Source organism: Emcibacter sp. (genome assembly GCF_048269205.1).
Classification (GTDB): Bacteria; Pseudomonadota; Alphaproteobacteria; order Sphingomonadales; family Emcibacteraceae; genus Emcibacter.
The window spans coordinates 290,056-306,044 of the sequence record NZ_JBLXJC010000002.1; the positions used below are offsets into that span (position 1 = coordinate 290,056).

The 15,989-nt window shown below is 55.3% G+C and carries 14 protein-coding genes; 9 read left to right on the forward strand and 5 right to left on the reverse strand.

Annotation, left to right across the window (positions count from 1 at the left end; all coding sequences use genetic code 11):
• The first annotated feature begins 18 nt into the window (after nucleotides 1-18).
• Nucleotides 19-1,317 (forward strand): phenylacetate--CoA ligase PaaK, encoded by a 1,299-nt coding sequence (gene paaK / locus ACN0YD_RS10140; protein ID WP_417320203.1) that lies wholly within the window; start codon nucleotides 19-21, stop codon nucleotides 1,315-1,317.
• Between the two features lie 66 nt (nucleotides 1,318-1,383).
• Here paaK and ACN0YD_RS10145 read toward each other — a convergent pair whose 3' ends face one another.
• The 3 genes from ACN0YD_RS10145 to ACN0YD_RS10155 form a co-directional block, all read right to left on the reverse strand.
• Nucleotides 1,384-2,160 (reverse strand): enoyl-CoA hydratase-related protein, encoded by a 777-nt coding sequence (locus ACN0YD_RS10145; protein ID WP_417319405.1) that lies wholly within the window; start codon nucleotides 2,158-2,160, stop codon nucleotides 1,384-1,386.
• A gap of 4 nt (nucleotides 2,161-2,164) precedes the next feature.
• Nucleotides 2,165-2,770: a TetR/AcrR family transcriptional regulator gene (locus ACN0YD_RS10150; protein WP_417319407.1), complete on the reverse strand. Its 606-nt coding sequence runs from the start codon at nucleotides 2,768-2,770 to the stop codon at nucleotides 2,165-2,167.
• Nucleotides 2,771-2,871: 101 nt separating this feature from the next.
• Nucleotides 2,872-3,915, reverse strand: a complete 1,044-nt coding sequence (locus tag ACN0YD_RS10155) for an NAD(P)/FAD-dependent oxidoreductase (RefSeq protein ID WP_417319409.1) — start codon at nucleotides 3,913-3,915, stop codon at nucleotides 2,872-2,874.
• A gap of 180 nt (nucleotides 3,916-4,095) precedes the next feature.
• On the opposite strand from ACN0YD_RS10155, the gene ACN0YD_RS10160 reads away from it, so the two are divergent.
• Nucleotides 4,096-5,307 (forward strand): M24 family metallopeptidase, encoded by a 1,212-nt coding sequence (locus tag ACN0YD_RS10160; protein WP_417319411.1) that lies wholly within the window; start codon nucleotides 4,096-4,098, stop codon nucleotides 5,305-5,307.
• A gap of 36 nt (nucleotides 5,308-5,343) precedes the next feature.
• Here the strand turns inward: ACN0YD_RS10160 and ACN0YD_RS10165 are convergent, their stop codons facing one another.
• Nucleotides 5,344-5,661, reverse strand: coding sequence for a PilZ domain-containing protein (locus ACN0YD_RS10165; RefSeq protein ID WP_417319413.1), 318 nt, complete (start codon nucleotides 5,659-5,661; stop codon nucleotides 5,344-5,346).
• A 331-nt stretch (nucleotides 5,662-5,992) separates the two neighbouring features.
• Between ACN0YD_RS10165 and ACN0YD_RS10170 the strand changes: the two genes are divergently transcribed.
• Nucleotides 5,993-7,147: a PEP-CTERM sorting domain-containing protein gene (locus ACN0YD_RS10170; RefSeq protein WP_417319415.1), complete on the forward strand. Its 1,155-nt coding sequence runs from the start codon at nucleotides 5,993-5,995 to the stop codon at nucleotides 7,145-7,147.
• A gap of 67 nt (nucleotides 7,148-7,214) precedes the next feature.
• On the opposite strand, the gene ACN0YD_RS10175 is transcribed toward ACN0YD_RS10170, so the two are convergent.
• Complete coding sequence (locus ACN0YD_RS10175; RefSeq protein WP_417319417.1) at nucleotides 7,215-7,799, reverse strand: TetR/AcrR family transcriptional regulator; 585 nt, start codon at nucleotides 7,797-7,799, stop codon at nucleotides 7,215-7,217.
• Between the two features lie 181 nt (nucleotides 7,800-7,980).
• On the opposite strand from ACN0YD_RS10175, the gene ACN0YD_RS10180 reads away from it, so the two are divergent.
• From ACN0YD_RS10180 to ACN0YD_RS10205, 6 genes are all read left to right on the forward strand, one after another.
• Nucleotides 7,981-9,180: an acetyl-CoA C-acyltransferase gene (locus ACN0YD_RS10180; protein ID WP_417319418.1), complete on the forward strand. Its 1,200-nt coding sequence runs from the start codon at nucleotides 7,981-7,983 to the stop codon at nucleotides 9,178-9,180.
• Nucleotides 9,181-9,400: 220 nt separating this feature from the next.
• On the forward strand, nucleotides 9,401-10,999 hold the full coding sequence (locus ACN0YD_RS10185; protein ID WP_417319420.1) for a tetratricopeptide repeat protein: 1,599 nt from the start codon (nucleotides 9,401-9,403) through the stop codon (nucleotides 10,997-10,999).
• 33 nt (nucleotides 11,000-11,032) lie between these two features.
• Nucleotides 11,033-12,454, forward strand: coding sequence for a pyridoxal phosphate-dependent decarboxylase family protein (locus ACN0YD_RS10190; protein WP_417319422.1), 1,422 nt, complete (start codon nucleotides 11,033-11,035; stop codon nucleotides 12,452-12,454).
• 109 nt (nucleotides 12,455-12,563) lie between these two features.
• A complete protein-coding gene (locus ACN0YD_RS10195; protein WP_417319424.1) occupies nucleotides 12,564-13,922 on the forward strand; it encodes a CDP-alcohol phosphatidyltransferase family protein in 1,359 nt (452 codons plus the stop codon).
• Between the two features lie 16 nt (nucleotides 13,923-13,938).
• The gene (locus ACN0YD_RS10200; protein WP_417319426.1) at nucleotides 13,939-14,832 is read left to right on the forward strand and encodes a CDP-alcohol phosphatidyltransferase family protein; all 894 of its coding nucleotides are present in this window, start codon (nucleotides 13,939-13,941) and stop codon (nucleotides 14,830-14,832) included.
• A 7-nt stretch (nucleotides 14,833-14,839) separates the two neighbouring features.
• A complete protein-coding gene (locus tag ACN0YD_RS10205; protein WP_417319428.1) occupies nucleotides 14,840-15,970 on the forward strand; it encodes a hypothetical protein in 1,131 nt (376 codons plus the stop codon).
• The last annotated feature ends 19 nt before the right edge of the window (nucleotides 15,971-15,989 follow it).

Below are 15,989 nucleotides of genomic sequence, written 5' to 3' on the forward strand. Positions count from 1 at the left end.
GAGAAAAAATTGTCTGAAATGCCGAAAACACTTGGCCCCCGCGACCCCATTGAAGTTGCGAGCCGTGACGAAATCAGTGCGCTGCAACTGGAACGTCTGAAATGGAGTCTGAACCACGCCTATACAAATGTCCCCCATTACAAAAAGGCATTTGATGAGAAGGGTGTTCACCCCGACGACCTGAAGGATTTGTCCGACCTGGCCAAATTCCCCTTCACCGTCAAGACCACGCTTCGGGACAATTATCCCTTCGGCATGTTTGCCGTCCCGATGGATGACATCGTGCGCATTCATGCCTCCAGCGGCACCACCGGTAAACCCACTGTTGTCGGTTACACCCAGAAGGATATCGACACCTGGGCCAACCTTGGTGCCCGCTCTATCCAGGCCTCCGGCGGACGGCGCAGTGACAAGGTGCATGTGGCCTATGGCTACGGCCTGTTCACCGGCGGTCTCGGCGCACATTATGGCGCCGAACGGCTGGGTTGTGCCGTCATCCCCATGTCCGGCGGCTCCACCGAAAAGCAGGTCCAGCTGATCACTGATTTCAAGCCCGACATCATTATGGTCACGCCCAGCTACATGCTGGCCCTGGCCGATGAATTCAAACGCCAGGATATTGACCCGGCGGACAGTTCCCTGCGTATCGGTATTTTCGGGGCCGAGCCCTGGACCGGCGCCATGCGGGAGGAGATCGAGAAAACCTTCGCCATTGATGCGGTCGACATCTACGGTCTGTCGGAAATGATGGGGCCTGGCGTGGCCAACGAATGCATCGAAACCAAGGACGGCCCGACCATCTGGGAAGACCATTTCTATCCGGAGATCATTAACCCGGAAACCGGCGAAGTGCTGCCCGATGGCGAAGAAGGCGAATTGGTGTTCACCTCGCTCAGCAAGGAAGCCATGCCGATTATCCGTTACCGCACCCGTGACCTGACCCGGCTTCTGCCGGGTACCGCCCGCTCCATGCGGCGCATGGACAAGATCACCGGCCGTAGCGACGACATGATGATCATCCGCGGTGTGAATGTGTTCCCGAGCCAGATTGAGGAAATCATGCTGGAGGATCCACGTCTCGCACCCCATTATCAGCTGGTCATCGACAAAAAAGGGCCCATGGATACGCTCACCATCAATATGGAAGGAGCGGATGCCAGCGTCCATGCGGATGATCGGGAGGCCGCTGGAAAGCTGGTGGCCAAACATGTGAAAAACCGGATTGGTATTTCTGTCACCCCTGTGGTCGGCGCGCCCGGCACTGTGGTCCGGTCCCAGGGCAAGGCCCAGCGCATCATCGACCTGCGCAAGAAATAACAGATCATAGATCAAAAAAAGCCCCGGTGACCCGGGGCTTTTTCTTTTTCAGAACCTGAAACGACCCTACCTGCCCTTGAACTCAGGATGACGCTTTTCCAGAAAGGCGCTGACCCCTTCATTTTTGTCTTCGCTTGCAAACAGAATAGAGAAGGCACGGCGCTCATAGGCCAGCGCTTCCTTCATGGGCATGACGTCGGCCGCCTGGATGCTTTCCTTGATCAGACGGACACCGAGCGGCGACTTGCGGCTGATCTTGACGGCCAGCTTCATGGCCCGTTCCATGACATCCGCATCCGGCACCACCTCGCTCACCAGGCCGGAGACATAGGCCTGATCGGCGGACAGAAACTCCCCGGCCAGGTTAAGCAGCATGGATTTCGCCCGGCCGATCTGCCGGGTCAGCATCTGGGTGCCACCGGCCCCGGCCATGATGCCAACATTGATTTCCGGCTGGCCGAACTTTGCGCTTTCTCCCGCCACACTGATATCACAGCGCAGCAACAGTTCATTGCCGGCGCCAAGGCAAAAACCGTTTATGGCCCCGATCAGCGGTTTGCGAAAACGGCTGACCTCGTCCCAGAGGTCCACCCGCACATCAAGAATGGCGTCCACCGCACCGGAATCCTTCATTTCGTTGATGTCCGCCCCGGCCGCAAAAATCTCCGGCCCGCCGGTGACAACCACACAGCGGATAGTCTCGTCCCGGTCCGCCTCGGTCAGCGCCTTGGCCAGCTTTTTCAGAAGCGGTGTCCGCAGGGCGTTGCGGGCGTCCGGCCGGTTCAGGGTCAGAACACGGATGCAATCATTTTCGGTGGTAATGAGAAGTTCGTCTTTGGACATGGGGTTATCCTTTGAATTCCTTGGACATCAGGCCGTTAAGAAACAGGTCCACCGCCAGATCGGCAAACTGCTGCTCGTTGATCGGTCCTTTTTCGTCAAACCAGGTATAGGTCCAGTTGATCATGCCCATCAGGGCCATGGTCACCGGTTTCTTGAATTTCTTATTGTCCGACAGAGCCGGGTTGACCTGGCAGATCAGCTCGAGAACAATGGCGATTACCTCGTCCTGCAGGTCCTGGATTTGCCGTTGCTGGTCTGCGGGCAGGCAGCCGATATCATTCAACAGTATAACATGCTGGGAACCGGCCTCGATATAGATGGACATGAAACGGCGCACAAGCTGCCGGAAGCGTTCCCGCGGGGAGCCGTCCATATCACGGCATTCCTGCGCACACTCCAGCAATTCCCCCACATGATAGGACATGATGTCATAAAGAATGGCCTCTTTGGATGGGTAATAATGGTAAAGCCAGGATTTGGAGGCATTACAGGCAGTAGCCAGTTCTGAAATACTGGTGCGGGCATACCCTTTCTCTGCGAACAGGTTGGCAGCCTGGATAAGAATATTCTTGCGCCGCTCGTCGTAATCTGCGGCCTGGGTTCTTGCCATTTGTGGTCCCGAGTTTTGTGAACAATACTGATTATTTGTTATTATGGCCTTACATTGGCAGAAATTTCATCAAAATGCAAAACTTTGACCGGCTATTCGGACTATTTATTTTCGGATCGTCCGAAACGGACTTGCCTGGACTGTTTCAGAGCCCCAAAATCCGCCTTTACCCGGTCTATATAACCTGCAGCAAGCTGCTGTTTGTCCCCTGCCCCCGCCAGCCAGGCCCTGATAACCGGCAGGGCAATTTCCGCGTTCTCGAGCGCCTGTTCCAGTCCGGATCCCGGCAGGGGTTCCAGGGCCAGGGCCGCCTCGCCGATACGAATGCTATCCATGCCAATCAGGGGTTCGCGCAGCCGGCTGACGGTATTTCGGCGCTCCACTTCCCCCTTCGGCTTTGCCTCTGCAAGTAACGGCAGGTGCGCAGAAAGCCCTCCGGTCAGGGCTTCAAAGAAATTTTTCAGGGCAAAAGATCCCGCGGGGATATCCCCATTGTCGTCTGACAGATAAATCTGCAAAGCCGCTTCCCGGCGCTCGCCCGCGATGAAACGGACCCAGCCTTTCTCGAAAGAAAACACTTCTACAAAAGGCTCACAATCCCCCGGCATGCGGTATCTCATGGTCAGGCAAATAACGGTGCCGCCACCTTCTTTTCCCCCGGCTTCCCGGCCACGGGCCTCAACCAGGAAATCCCCTTCATAATTAAATTCGCCGACACCGACGCGCCAGCCGGTATCAGAGCGGACAATACCGCCGGCGATCCCGTCAACCACATTCACATGGCGCCGGGTGGCGTCATAAAGCAGGGCCTGGTCCAGCAGCCGCCGGTGCACCACATGAAGCTGCGCAGAGGATTTCTGCCCGGCCCAGACCGTCCGGGCCTTAACCAGCGGGCCGAATGTATCTGCAGACGCTTCCAGGCCATGTGCCCTCAACTGCTCGCGCACATGCCGGGGGACGGCTTCCAGCCCCTCGCCGGGCCGGGGTCGGTTTACCAGGGTCACATGGTGGCCAAGATCAGCCAGACGGACAGCTGCAACCACCCCGGCCGGGCCACCGCCCAACACCAGAACCACCTTGCCCCCGTCGCTGTTTCTGTCAGTTTCATTCGCCTTCGACAACTGCATCTCCTTTTTCAGCTGCATAGCATAAATTGCCCCGGGCAGGAAGTCCGCCGCCTGAAGTGCAGAATAAAATTCTGCATCACCCACCGCCCTCAGAATGATCAACCATTTTTGCAAAAGCCTCTGCACGCATCTTGCCAAGCCGGATCGTCGCCGCCATATTTCCTGTCATCTGGGGATAGTAAAAAGAAGGACATTCGAATGACCATTGGTGTGGGTGGCTCAACCGCCGAACTGGAACTGAAAAAACTGACCGATATGACCTCAGGGGTTTCCCCTGTTTCCGAGGCAGAATACACCGAACGACTGGCAACGGCGCAAAGGCTGATGAAAGAACACGGCCTGAAGGCGGTGTTCCTCAACGCCGGCAGCAACATGACCTATTTTACCGGCACCCCCTGGTACGCCAGCGAACGTATGGTCGGAGTAATCCTGCCTGCGGAGGGCGCCCCCGAATATATTGCCCCTGTTTTCGAGATCGGCACACTGGAGGACTTCATGACGGTCCGCGGCCCGGTCAACGGCTGGCAGGAACATGAAAGCCCCTATGCCCTGTTCGGTGACGTCCTGCGCCGCATGGGCATCGAGAATGGGGCTGTCGGCCTGGATGAAAGCTCCAGCTTCTTCATCTTTGACGGCCTGCGCGCCGAGGCCCCGGCCTATGACTATGTCAATGCCAAACCGGTTACCGCAGGCTGCCGCATGCACAAAAGCGAAGCGGAACTCGCGCTGATGCAGCGGGCCAAGGACATGACCATGCAAGTGCACAAGGCCGCCGCCCGCATCCTGCGCCCCGGCATATCCACGCTTGAGGTTACCGACTTCATCGACCGGGCCCATAAACAGGTGGGCGCGTCCGGATCAAGCTTCTGCATTGTGTTGTTCGGCGAAGCCACTGCCTACCCGCACGGGGTCAAGGATCCGCAGCACCTTAAGGAAGGCGATATGGTGCTGATTGACACCGGCTGCCGCCTGCAGGGTTACAATTCCGACATCACCCGCACCTATGTTTATGGTGAACCCACCGCCCGGCAACGCGAAGTCTGGCAACATGAAAAGGACGCCCAGATGGCGGCCTTTGAAGCAGCACAGATCGACACACCCTGCGGCCAGGTGGATATAGCGGCGCGCCGGTCACTGGAAGCCAGCGGTTACGGCCCCGACTACAAGGCCCCGGGACTGGTCCATCGCACCGGCCACGGCATCGGCCTGGATATTCATGAATGGCCCTATCTGGTACGTAGCGACGAAACCCCGCTGGCCCCGGGCATGTGTTTTTCAAACGAGCCGATGATTTCCATTCCCGGTGAATTCGGCGTCAGACTTGAGGATCATTTCTATATGACCGAAGACGGCCCGTGCTGGTTCACCCAACCAAGCCCCAGCATAGACAACCCTTTCGGGAACAACTGAAGCCGTTTGGAAATAACTGATCCGAAAAAAGCGGAATCAGGCCTCCGGGCGGAGGCCTATTTTCTCGGCAAAGCGTTTGAATTTGAGATCATCGCCGATCAGAAGCTGAAGACCGTAGCGGGGCCGTTCGCACCAGGCGACACGGCCACCACACTGACCCAGGTCGGCAATATCGAGCAGGAACTCCTGCTTTCTTTCCAGATCCTGATCCAGGGTCATTTGCGCGCCAGCCGTGGACACATTGTTCAGTTCACAGGAATATCTAACCCCGTCAACGGTTAGACTGGCCTGCCAGACCACATCAAGACGGCTGTCCCGTCTTTTCTCATCATTCATCGCGATTTCTGCAGACATTTACCCTCACCTGCTTATTAACTCTTTCAGCCGGGACGAAATGTAACCGAATTCTGCCTGAAAAGCAAAAACCGGTTTACTGGATCACCCGTCTGCCCCAATTGTGTAAAGCTTTCCTTACAGTTTACATTCTCCCCCTAACTTACTGATATTAATAAATATATCAATATTAACCATATATTAAGTGTAAAGAATTCCTTACAACTTTTTTTATTAGGCATTTCTAAATATTTAGGATTCCCGCGCTTTTTCTGCATTCGGCACAAAGCTTGCATATACCTTTCAGAAATATTTGAAGTTATTTTTGATTTTAGTTATTGGGGGAAATTCCATGTTTAAAAAATCTTTTGCTTTATTAACCCTTCTAGCCGGACTTGTCCCCGTGTCCAGCCTTGCGGCACCGTTTTATACAGTGGAGGTTCTGCACGGTCTGGAAGACAACTACAACACTCAGGCCTTTGGGTTGAATGATCACGGTCAGGTTGTTGGAATTTCCATCGACAACAATGATAACTTTAGTGCACTATTTTGGGAAAATGGTACGACAACCGATCTGGGCCTGACTGGTCTTTACGGGGGCTATGCGAGAGCCATCAACAACAATAGCCAGGTTGTAGGTTTCCAATGGGATGACTTCCCCTTTGATGAAAGTCCTTATGTTTGGCAGTCTGGATCGCTTACAGATCTTTCACACCCGGATAATGAATACTCCAAATCTTATGCCATAAACAATAACGGTCAGGTTCTGATCACTTCAACTTATGGTTCGTTCTCTGGTGACAAGAGCTTCATCTGGTCACAAGGCAGCGGCTTCACAGAAATCGATCATTCCGGCCTTGGTGATACACAGAGTGTCACAATGCGGGCCCTCAATGACACCGGCCAGATCGCTGGTGATTTCAGAAATGCTGATGGTGACGCTCAACCTTTCTTTCGGGATAGTGACGGTACTTATCATATCATCCCTCTCACCGGAGACGACGCGTTCGTTCAGGGCATCAATGAAAATGGCGAAGTGGTTGGTTTCATTTACAAACTTGAATATGACCCAGATACTTTGGAACTCATCAGTGAAGACCAGATTGCCTTCAAATGGAGCGAGGCCGATGGGCTGACCATTCTGGAAGATGGCGGATATGGTTTTTCCAATGCTTATGACCTTAGTGATGATGGCGTGATCGTCGGCCGGGTAGAAACTGAAGACTACTGGCAAATTGGAACACTGTGGGAAAATGGCAACCTGCTTGAGCTGAATAATCTGATCAGTCTGAATGATCCCATTTTCGGCCTGCTTCACATAGCAGATGCCCACGGCATTAACAAATGGGGCCAAATCGCCGCTTCCGGAACACTCCTTGAAACCGGTGAACAGGTTGCCCTGCTGCTTACGCCGGAAGGACTTGTCCTTCCCGTCCCGGCACCGGCCGCGCTTGGCCTGATGATCATGGGCACAGGTCTGCTGCTTTATCGCCGCAGGCGGCCCTGAACATCCTCACACACAATAAAAAAGGCGCCAGATGGCGCCTTTTCCTTTTCAGCATCCTTGAGAAATCCTAGGCCTCGATCCCCTTGCTGACCAGGGCGAGGATCTGTTCGGTCAGGGCCTTCATGTCCAGGGCGCCGTCTTCCCGGTACCAGGCGGTAATGCCGTTCAGCGCATCGAACAGCAGGATGGCGTTGATGACCGGATGGGCGTCCTTGCGGATGGAGCCGTCCTCCACCCCGCGGGCGATGATAGCCCGGACCCGGCTTTCGATACCCCGGTGCATCTTCAGGCTTGCCTCCCGGGCGGCGGCTTCCTCTCGCTGGCCGCGATGGCGCACATGGCAGCGGATGATATCGTCATTGAGCAGGGTGATATAATCTCGGATAAAGGCGTGAAGCTGCTGATAGCCGCTGCCGCCCGCCTCCATGACCCTATCCAGAAGGCCGTTGATTTTCTCGCTGGCCACATCCTCGCATTTGACCAGGATGTCTTCCTTGTTCTTGATGTAATAATAAAGGGTCGGCTTGGTGACGTTGTGCATCCTGGCGATATCATCCAGCGACGTCTTGTAATATCCCTTTTCCATGAATGCCTTGGCCGCATGACGCAGGATAGCATCCAGTTTCTGCTGGCGTTTTTCTTCGCGTTTCATGTTAAATTCTTTTAATCTTTATTTGTTTCACACCGTCCCGGCGGATTGCCCTATCTTGTACAGGAAAATGTTACCACTGAGTAGTATTTATTTTTCAAACAGCTGCTTGTTTTCCATGCGGGAAGGCATTATATAACGTTACTCGTTAGTAACATAACACATCTATTGAGGGATCACAATCATGACTGATTCAAGCAACGCAGACCCGATCGTCATCGTCGGCCTCAGCCGTACGCCCATGGGTGGCTTCCAGGGCGACTTTTCCGATGTCAAATCTCCGGACCTCGGCAGTGTCGCCATCAAGGGCGCGATGGAGCAGACCACGCTCAGCCCCGAGGATGTGGAAGAAGTGATCATGGGCTGCGTTCTGCCCGCCGGCCTTGGACAGGCCCCGGCTCGTCAGGCGGCGCTTGGTGCGGGCCTGCCCTATTCCACCGCCTGCACCACCGTCAACAAGATGTGCGGCTCCGCCATGGAAGCGGTAATGCTGGCCTATGACCATCTGAAAGCGGGCAGTGTTGATGTGATTGTCGCCGGCGGTATGGAAAGCATGACCAACGCCCCCTATATTCTGCCCAAGATGCGCGGCGGCGCCCGCATCGGCCATACACAGGTCTATGACCATATGTTCCTGGACGGCCTGGAAGACGCCTACGAACCCGGCCGTCTGATGGGTACCTTCGCCGAGGAAACGGCGGCCCATTACCAGTTTACCCGCGAAGCCCAGGACGACTTTGCCATTGCCTCCCTTGCCCGCGCCAACAAGGCCATCGACGAAGGCTGGTTCAAGGATGAAATTACCCCGGTGACGATCAAAACCCGCAAGGGTGAGATCACCATCGACACTGATGAGCAACCCGGCAAAGCCAGCCCGGAAAAAATCCCGAGCCTGCGTCCGGCCTTCACCAAGGACGGCACGGTGACCGCCGCCAACTCATCCAGCATCTCCGACGGCGGTGCCGCTGTGGTGATGATGAAACAGTCGGAAGCGGAAAAGCGCGGCATAAAACCGATCGCGGTTATTCACGCCCACTCCACCCACGCCCAAGAACCGGCCTGGTTCACCACGGCGCCCATCGATTCCATTAAAAAGGTCTATGCAAAAACCGGATGGACCGATGCCGACGTGGATCTTTACGAGATCAACGAGGCCTTTGCCGTAGTCACCATGGCCGCCATGCGCGACCTGGAACTGGACCATGACAAGGTCAATGTCTATGGCGGCGCCTGCGCCCTGGGTCACCCGATTGGCGCCACCGGCGCCCGCCTGATTGTGACCCTGGTCAATGCCCTGAAAAAACGGGGCGGCACCAAAGGTATCGCCAGCCTGTGTATCGGTGGCGGTGAAGCCACGGCCGTTGCCATCGAGCTTTGCGCCTGAAACAGGCAATGCTGAAATCATCGAAAGGACCGGCATGCCCGGTCCTTTTTTTGTCCGGACGCGCGCCGGTGCATAACCCCTTTTCAAATCATCAGCTTGAATTTCAGGTTCAGGTGACTATCTAAGACTCCATTGCAGCTTGATGGCGTTGCGTTCCCAGCTCAGCTGTAATAGTCTTTGCTGATGCACAAAACCTGTATGCGGAAATAACGTAACAATAATGACATCGTCTTCTTTGCCATCCGCCGACCAGACCCGGGAACAGCTTTCCCGGATACTGGAAAGTGAACTGTTCACCAACAAGAACCGCCCCAAGCGGTTTCTCGACTATGTGGTGACGGAATTTCTGGAGGGACGGGAAAACCTGCTCAAGGGCTATACGCTCGGGGTCGAGGTCTTTGACAAGGATGACGATTTTGATCCGCAGGCAGACGCCATCGTCCGGGTGGAAGCCGGCCGCTTGCGCCGCCTGCTGGAGCATTATTACCTGGAGGAAGGCGCGCACGATCCGATCCTCATCAGTATGCCCAAGGGCACCTACGTTCCCCGTATCGCGGAAAATATCCCTGCCCGTCAGGAAAGCCGCGACCCGCTGATTTCCGCCGCCGCCGCGCCGCCCACCGGACCGGCCATTGCCGTCCTGCCCTTCGATAACCTGAGCGGGGAAGCGGAAACGGAAATGTTCTGTGACGGCATTACAGAGGAAATCATCACCCAGCTTTCCCTGAGCCCGAGCCTTTATGTGGTCTCCCGCAAGTCTACGCTGCGCTACAAGGGCGCACCGGTGGATATCCGCAAGCTGTGCGATGAACTGGAAGTCCATTACGTGGTCGAGGGCAGCATTCGCCGGGCCGGCAATATGGTGCGGGTGACGGCTCAGTTGCTGGACGCTACCAACGACGCCGTAATCTGGGCCAACAGCTACGACCACCAGCTCACACCGGAAAACCTGATCCTGGTGCAGGATGAAATCGCCACCCAGGTTGCCGCCACCCTGGGCGATACCTACGGCGCCATCATGCGCACCAGCGCCGTGGCCATGAAACGGACTTCCACCGAATATATGGAAGCCTATGAGAGCATGCTTTTGCTGCATGATTATCTGTTCGAACTGAGCCCGGAAACCCATCTGAAGGCCCGTGAGAGCCTGGAAAGAGCGGTCGAGATCGATCCCAATTATCCGGACGCCTGGGCCGGACTGTCCTTCATCGCCCTTGATGAGTACCGGTTCAGCTTCAACCAGCAACCCCATCTGGGCGACCCGCTGGAACGGGCCCGCAAATATGCGGAAAAGTCCATCACCATGAACAGCAAATACAGCATCGCCTGGTACGCCATGACCATCATCCATTTCCACAAGGGCGAACTGGACAAATTCGAGAATAATATCCGCATGGGCCTGACCATCGCCCCCAACAGCCCCGCCGTGCTGGCCGACAGCGGCGTATACCTGTGCCTGTGCGGGGAAATGGACAAGGGACTGAGCCTGGTCCGCAAGGCCATGCAGCTTAACCCGCAACATCCCAGCTGGTGCAAGTTTGCCCTGTTTCATGCCCATTTCCGGGAACAGGACTTCAACGGCGCGCTTGAGCAGGTCCGGGTGATTGATATGCCCGACTGGTTCTGGCCCCATGCCCTGCAGGCCATTGCCTATGCCATGCTGGACATGGAGACCGAAAGCAGAACCGCCGCCGATCACGTTCTGAGACTTTATCCGGCGTTTCCGGATCACGGGGAAACAGAATGCCGCAAATGGTTCCGCCAGGAGGAAGACCTTGATATTTATCTGGCTGGCCTCAAGAAAGCCGGCCTGGCGTAAGTTCCGCGCCACCCCAATTTCCGGGAGCGACCAATGGACAACAGCGAATTTCGCAAACAGGCCCATAAATTTGTCGACTGGATGGCCGACTATCTTGAACATGTCGAGGACTACCCGGTCAAATCAACGGCCAGACCGGGGGAGATCACGGCGCAAATACCCGACAGCGCCCCCGCGACCGGCGAAAATATGGATGATATTTTCCAGGATTTCCAGAACATCATCCTGCCCGGCATGACCCACTGGCAACACCCGGGATTTATGGCCTATTTCCCCGCCAATGCCAGTCCGCCCTCGGTCCTTGCCGAAATGCTGACCAGTACGCTCGCCGCCCAGTGCATGAGCTGGCAGACCTCCCCGGCTGCCACCGAACTTGAAGAGCGTATGATGGACTGGTTGCGCCAGCTGACCGGTCTGCCGGAAGAATTTGTCGGCTGCATCCAGGACACGGCCTCCACCGCCACCCTTGCCGCCCTGCTGTGCGCCCGGGAACGGCTGCATAAATTTGCTACCAATCATTCAGGTCTCAGCATTGCAGGCACCCACACTACCTATGCCTCGGCCGAGGTTCATTCTTCCGTCGACAAGGCCGTCAGGATTGCCGGGCTCGGCAGTGACAACCTGCGCAAAATCACAGTGGATGAAAATTTCGCCATGAACCCGGAAGATCTGGAGCATGCCATCGAAAGCGACCTGAATGCGGGCTGCATTCCCACCTGTGTTGTGGTAACACTGGGGTCGACATCGCTGTCGGCCATTGATCCATTGCGCAAAATCGGCGAGATCTGCCAAAAATACAAGATCTGGCTGCATGTGGATGCCGCCTGGGCCGGCAGCGCCCTAGTCCTGCCGGAGTTCCGCTGGATGATCGACGGTATCGACCTTGCCGACAGCCTGGTGTTCAATCCCCATAAATGGCTGCTGACCCAGTTTGACTGCTCTGCCTTTTTTGTCCGGGACAAGGCAGCCCTGATCCAGACCTTTGAAATCCTGCCGGAGTACCTCAAAACCCGGGAAGGTGACCGGGTGAATAACTACCGGGACTGGGGCATCCAGCTTGGCCGCAGGTTCCGGGCCCTGAAACTCTGGTTTGTCCTGCGCTCCTATGGCCAGGAAGGGTTGCAGAACCATCTGCGCAAACATATCGGTTTCTGCCAGGACCTTGCCCGGAAAGTGGAAGACCACAGAGAATTTGAACTGCTGGCGCCTCACCCGCTTGCCCTGTTCTGCTTTCGATACAAACCGGAAGGACTGGATAAAGAAGAACTGGACCTTGCAAATGAGCGCCTGTTGGAAAAAATCAACGATAGCGGCAAACTCTATCTGACCCAGACCAGGATCAACGGGCAGTATGCGCTTCGGTTTGTCTCCGGTTCCCCCACTACGGAACAACGCCATATTGACGAAGCCTGGGCATTGATTCAAAATATAGCGCTAACAGTCACAACAAAATAAGCTTTTTTCTGATAAATGCCCTTTTATCGTCCCAATCCGAGCCCATATATCGTCACAAGCCATGACAGATAACCGCCCGAGGGGTCGGCGGGGTTAAAAAGAGGAAGAGATGGTCAACAAAGCTATTATATTGACAGGGCAGGAATCAGAAACCGAAAGTACATTAGCCCGTAACCTGATACCGGTCGGCGGCATTACCCTGCTGGAGCGACAGCTCAAAACCCTTGAAAAAATCGGCGTCCGGGAAGTTCATCTGGTAACCGACTGGTTTGTGGCTGAGCTGGAGAAGGAAATTCTGTCCTATCCCAGGAAACCCGAGGCCGTTCATATTCACCGTACCAAAGAGGCACCCGGCAAAATCCTTGAAGGCAACACGGAACAGGACAGTTGGCTTCTGCTTGAGGAAGGCGTGCTTGTTGACGACAGAATTATCACGTCCGTCATCGAAAAAAATGCGGGAACAGTGATCGCCGTCATGAACCGCGAGGATTTCCAGAACAACCAGCTTAGCTATGGTATACCGCTGTCCCTGCGCGGGCAGAACAGCGTCTTCGCCTCTGTGGCCAAAATTTCCGGCCAGACCATGCAGACCCATGCAGAAAAACTCAATTCTCTGGAACATCTCAAGGAGGCCGTGGAAAGTCTTTCCAATTCAAATGATTGCGAGATTTTCGAGATTTCATCCATCCCGCTGTATCTGCCCAACAGGCGGCGGGATGTTGACCTGATCTGGCTGCCGGTCATGCGTCCGAAAGATGGCGTGAAAGGGACCGAGGCCCTGTTGAACAACGCCCAGAAAGGCACCCTTGACTGGCCGGCCTGGTTTATCCACCGTCCCATTGAAAACTGGATCGTCAAACATATCTGCAACCTGCCGATTACCCCGAACCAGGTCACCGTGGTGACCGGCATTCTCGGCCTTTACATCATGTATCTGTTTGCCACCGGCAACATGGCCCTGGGACTTGCCGGCGCCCTGGCAGTCGGCGTGCTGGACGGCGTGGACGGCAAGCTGGCGCGTACCAAGATGCAGCAGACCAAAATCGGCGAGCTGGAACATCTGGTAGACAAGGTGGTGGAATACGGCTGGTATTTTGCCATCGCGGCGGCACTTTCGACAACCTACGGCTATGCCCCCTGGGTCATGGCGGCGACGCTGGTCCTGTTTCATCTGGCCGACGAGGTACAGTCGGAATTCTTCCGCCGCATGTCGGATCGGCAAATCTGCGACACCGGCAAGTTCGACCGCCGCTTTCGCATGATTGGCGGGCGGCGCAATACCCAGATGTGGGCGTTGATCCCGTTTGGCATTTTCGGGGCCTGGTATGCAGGTTTTATTTTCATTTGCTGCTATGGAATCATAACTTTCTTTGTTCATCAGGCCAGAATCATCTACCATGCAAAGAATCTTATGGAGGCCAGCAGCGAAATATTCGTTGAAAACTTCCGTAAAACAAAAATATTCTGATAAAAACACGGGTATCATGTCAGAAACAATCAAGAGAACCAATGAGATAGAGGAATTTACAAATCTCTATCTCATTCATCCGGTAAGCAGCTGGCTGGTCCCCAAATTCGCCGCTCTCAGAGTGACCCCCAATATGGTCTCCCTGTCAGGAATGCTGGCCGGGTTTCTGGCGGGGTTCGCCTATTACAATTACCATTATACGCTGTCGGCGGTTCTTGGCTTTGCCCTGATGCTGACCTGGCACATCCTGGATGGTGCGGACGGGCAGCTTGCCCGCCTGACCCAGACCCAGTCGGAACTGGGCAAGGTTATCGACGGCATCTGCGACTATGTGGTCTTTATTTCCGTCTATATCGCCCTGGGTCTGGCGCTTGCCCCCGACTTCGCCCCCTGGGTCTGGGCGCTGGTAATTCTGGCCGGCGCTTCCCACGCCATTCAGGCCGGTGCCTATGAAACCCAGCGCCAGGAGTATGATTTCTGGGGCCACGGCAAACTTTCAGCACGTCTGCCGGAGCCGGAAGAACTGAAGAAGGGACTGAACGGCGGCCTGTTAGGGACAATCGCCGGCAGGCTGGAATACGGCTATGTAAAGATGCAATATGCCTTTTCCGGTGTGGACGATGTCCAGCGACGGGAAATCCAGCACAGGCTGGACAAAAACCCGGAACAGGCCGGTGAAATCAGGGCCATTTACCGACTGGTGTTCTCCCGCTCGGTCAAACTATGGGCGATCATGTGCGCGAACTATCGTACTTTTGCCATATTTATCGCTTGTATTATCGGGGAACCTGTTGTGTATTTTCTTTTTGAACTGGTCGCCCTGAACATGGTTCTGGCAATTTTGGTTCGCAAGCAGAAGAAGTATAACAGGCTGTTCCTGGAACAGCTGAGGGACCTGACTTCGGAGTAATTGACTTATGCGTTTCCAACGTTTTCTGTGCGCCGTAATTGCGGCCGCATTTTTTGTGACGCCAGCGACAAGCCAGGCCTATAAGGAAATACTGACCGAAGACGCCCAGGCCCCTGCCCTGAAAGATGACAAGCATTACAAGGAATACTGGGAACAGTATTTTGTCTTCGAGGACGGCAGCCTCCTGACCACCCAGTTCACCATCCTCAACCTGCCCTTCATGACCCACCGGGCGTTGATGCTGGCGACATTCACGCGTCCTGACGGCAAACGGTACATCATCAAGAACGGCCGCAGCCGGGACGACTGGGACTATGCCCCGGACCACCTGAATATTCAGCTTAACGATGACATCCAGCACTATATCCGCAGGACCGCGGACGGCTACCAGCTGAAACTGCACAATACCACCGGCGAACTGGAACTTGACCTCAAGAGCCCCCTGCCGCCACTGGAAGCGCTCAACGGCAACAATAAATACCGGAAAAAGGGCAAGATCGACGCCGTCACCTACGCCCCCCTGTTCACGGCCACGGGACGTTTCCGGCCCGGCCCGGAATCAACCGGTACGGAGCAGGACGGCCCGTGGGAAGACCTGGGCACGGCGACCGGCTTCGGCATGCGCGTGTACCTGGAAGAATCCCTCGAAGAAATGATGGACAGCTGGCTCAGGATATTCAGCCTGGAAAATGGCGACAAATCCGAACTGATCCTGTCTTCTATCGAACTGCCCGACAACAAGCAGGACAACAAACTTTTCCTGCGCCAGGGCGGCAAGGTTATCGGCGGCTTTCATGACATCAAGGTTGTGATCAAGGAATGGGCGGAAGACCCTGAACTGGGAGAATACCCGACAAAACTGCGTCTGGTGGCCCTCAACGGTACATCGAGCCTGCAGGGCGACATCGATCTGACCCGCAAGCTGGAGCACTTCCGGCTCAATGATCACATGAGCAGCATTGAACGCATGCTGGCCCGTGTATATCCCTCTGTCACAAGTTATCGCTATGTTGCAGACTATAATCTGGTATATAGTGGGCCCGACGGCACAAGGGAAATCAGCGGCAGGGCGCTCAGCGACTTCGCCGATATTGTTCCCCCGACGGTTGTTAAGAAAAAAATACGAAAAAAAAGATAACTTACATAGAATAACAGGG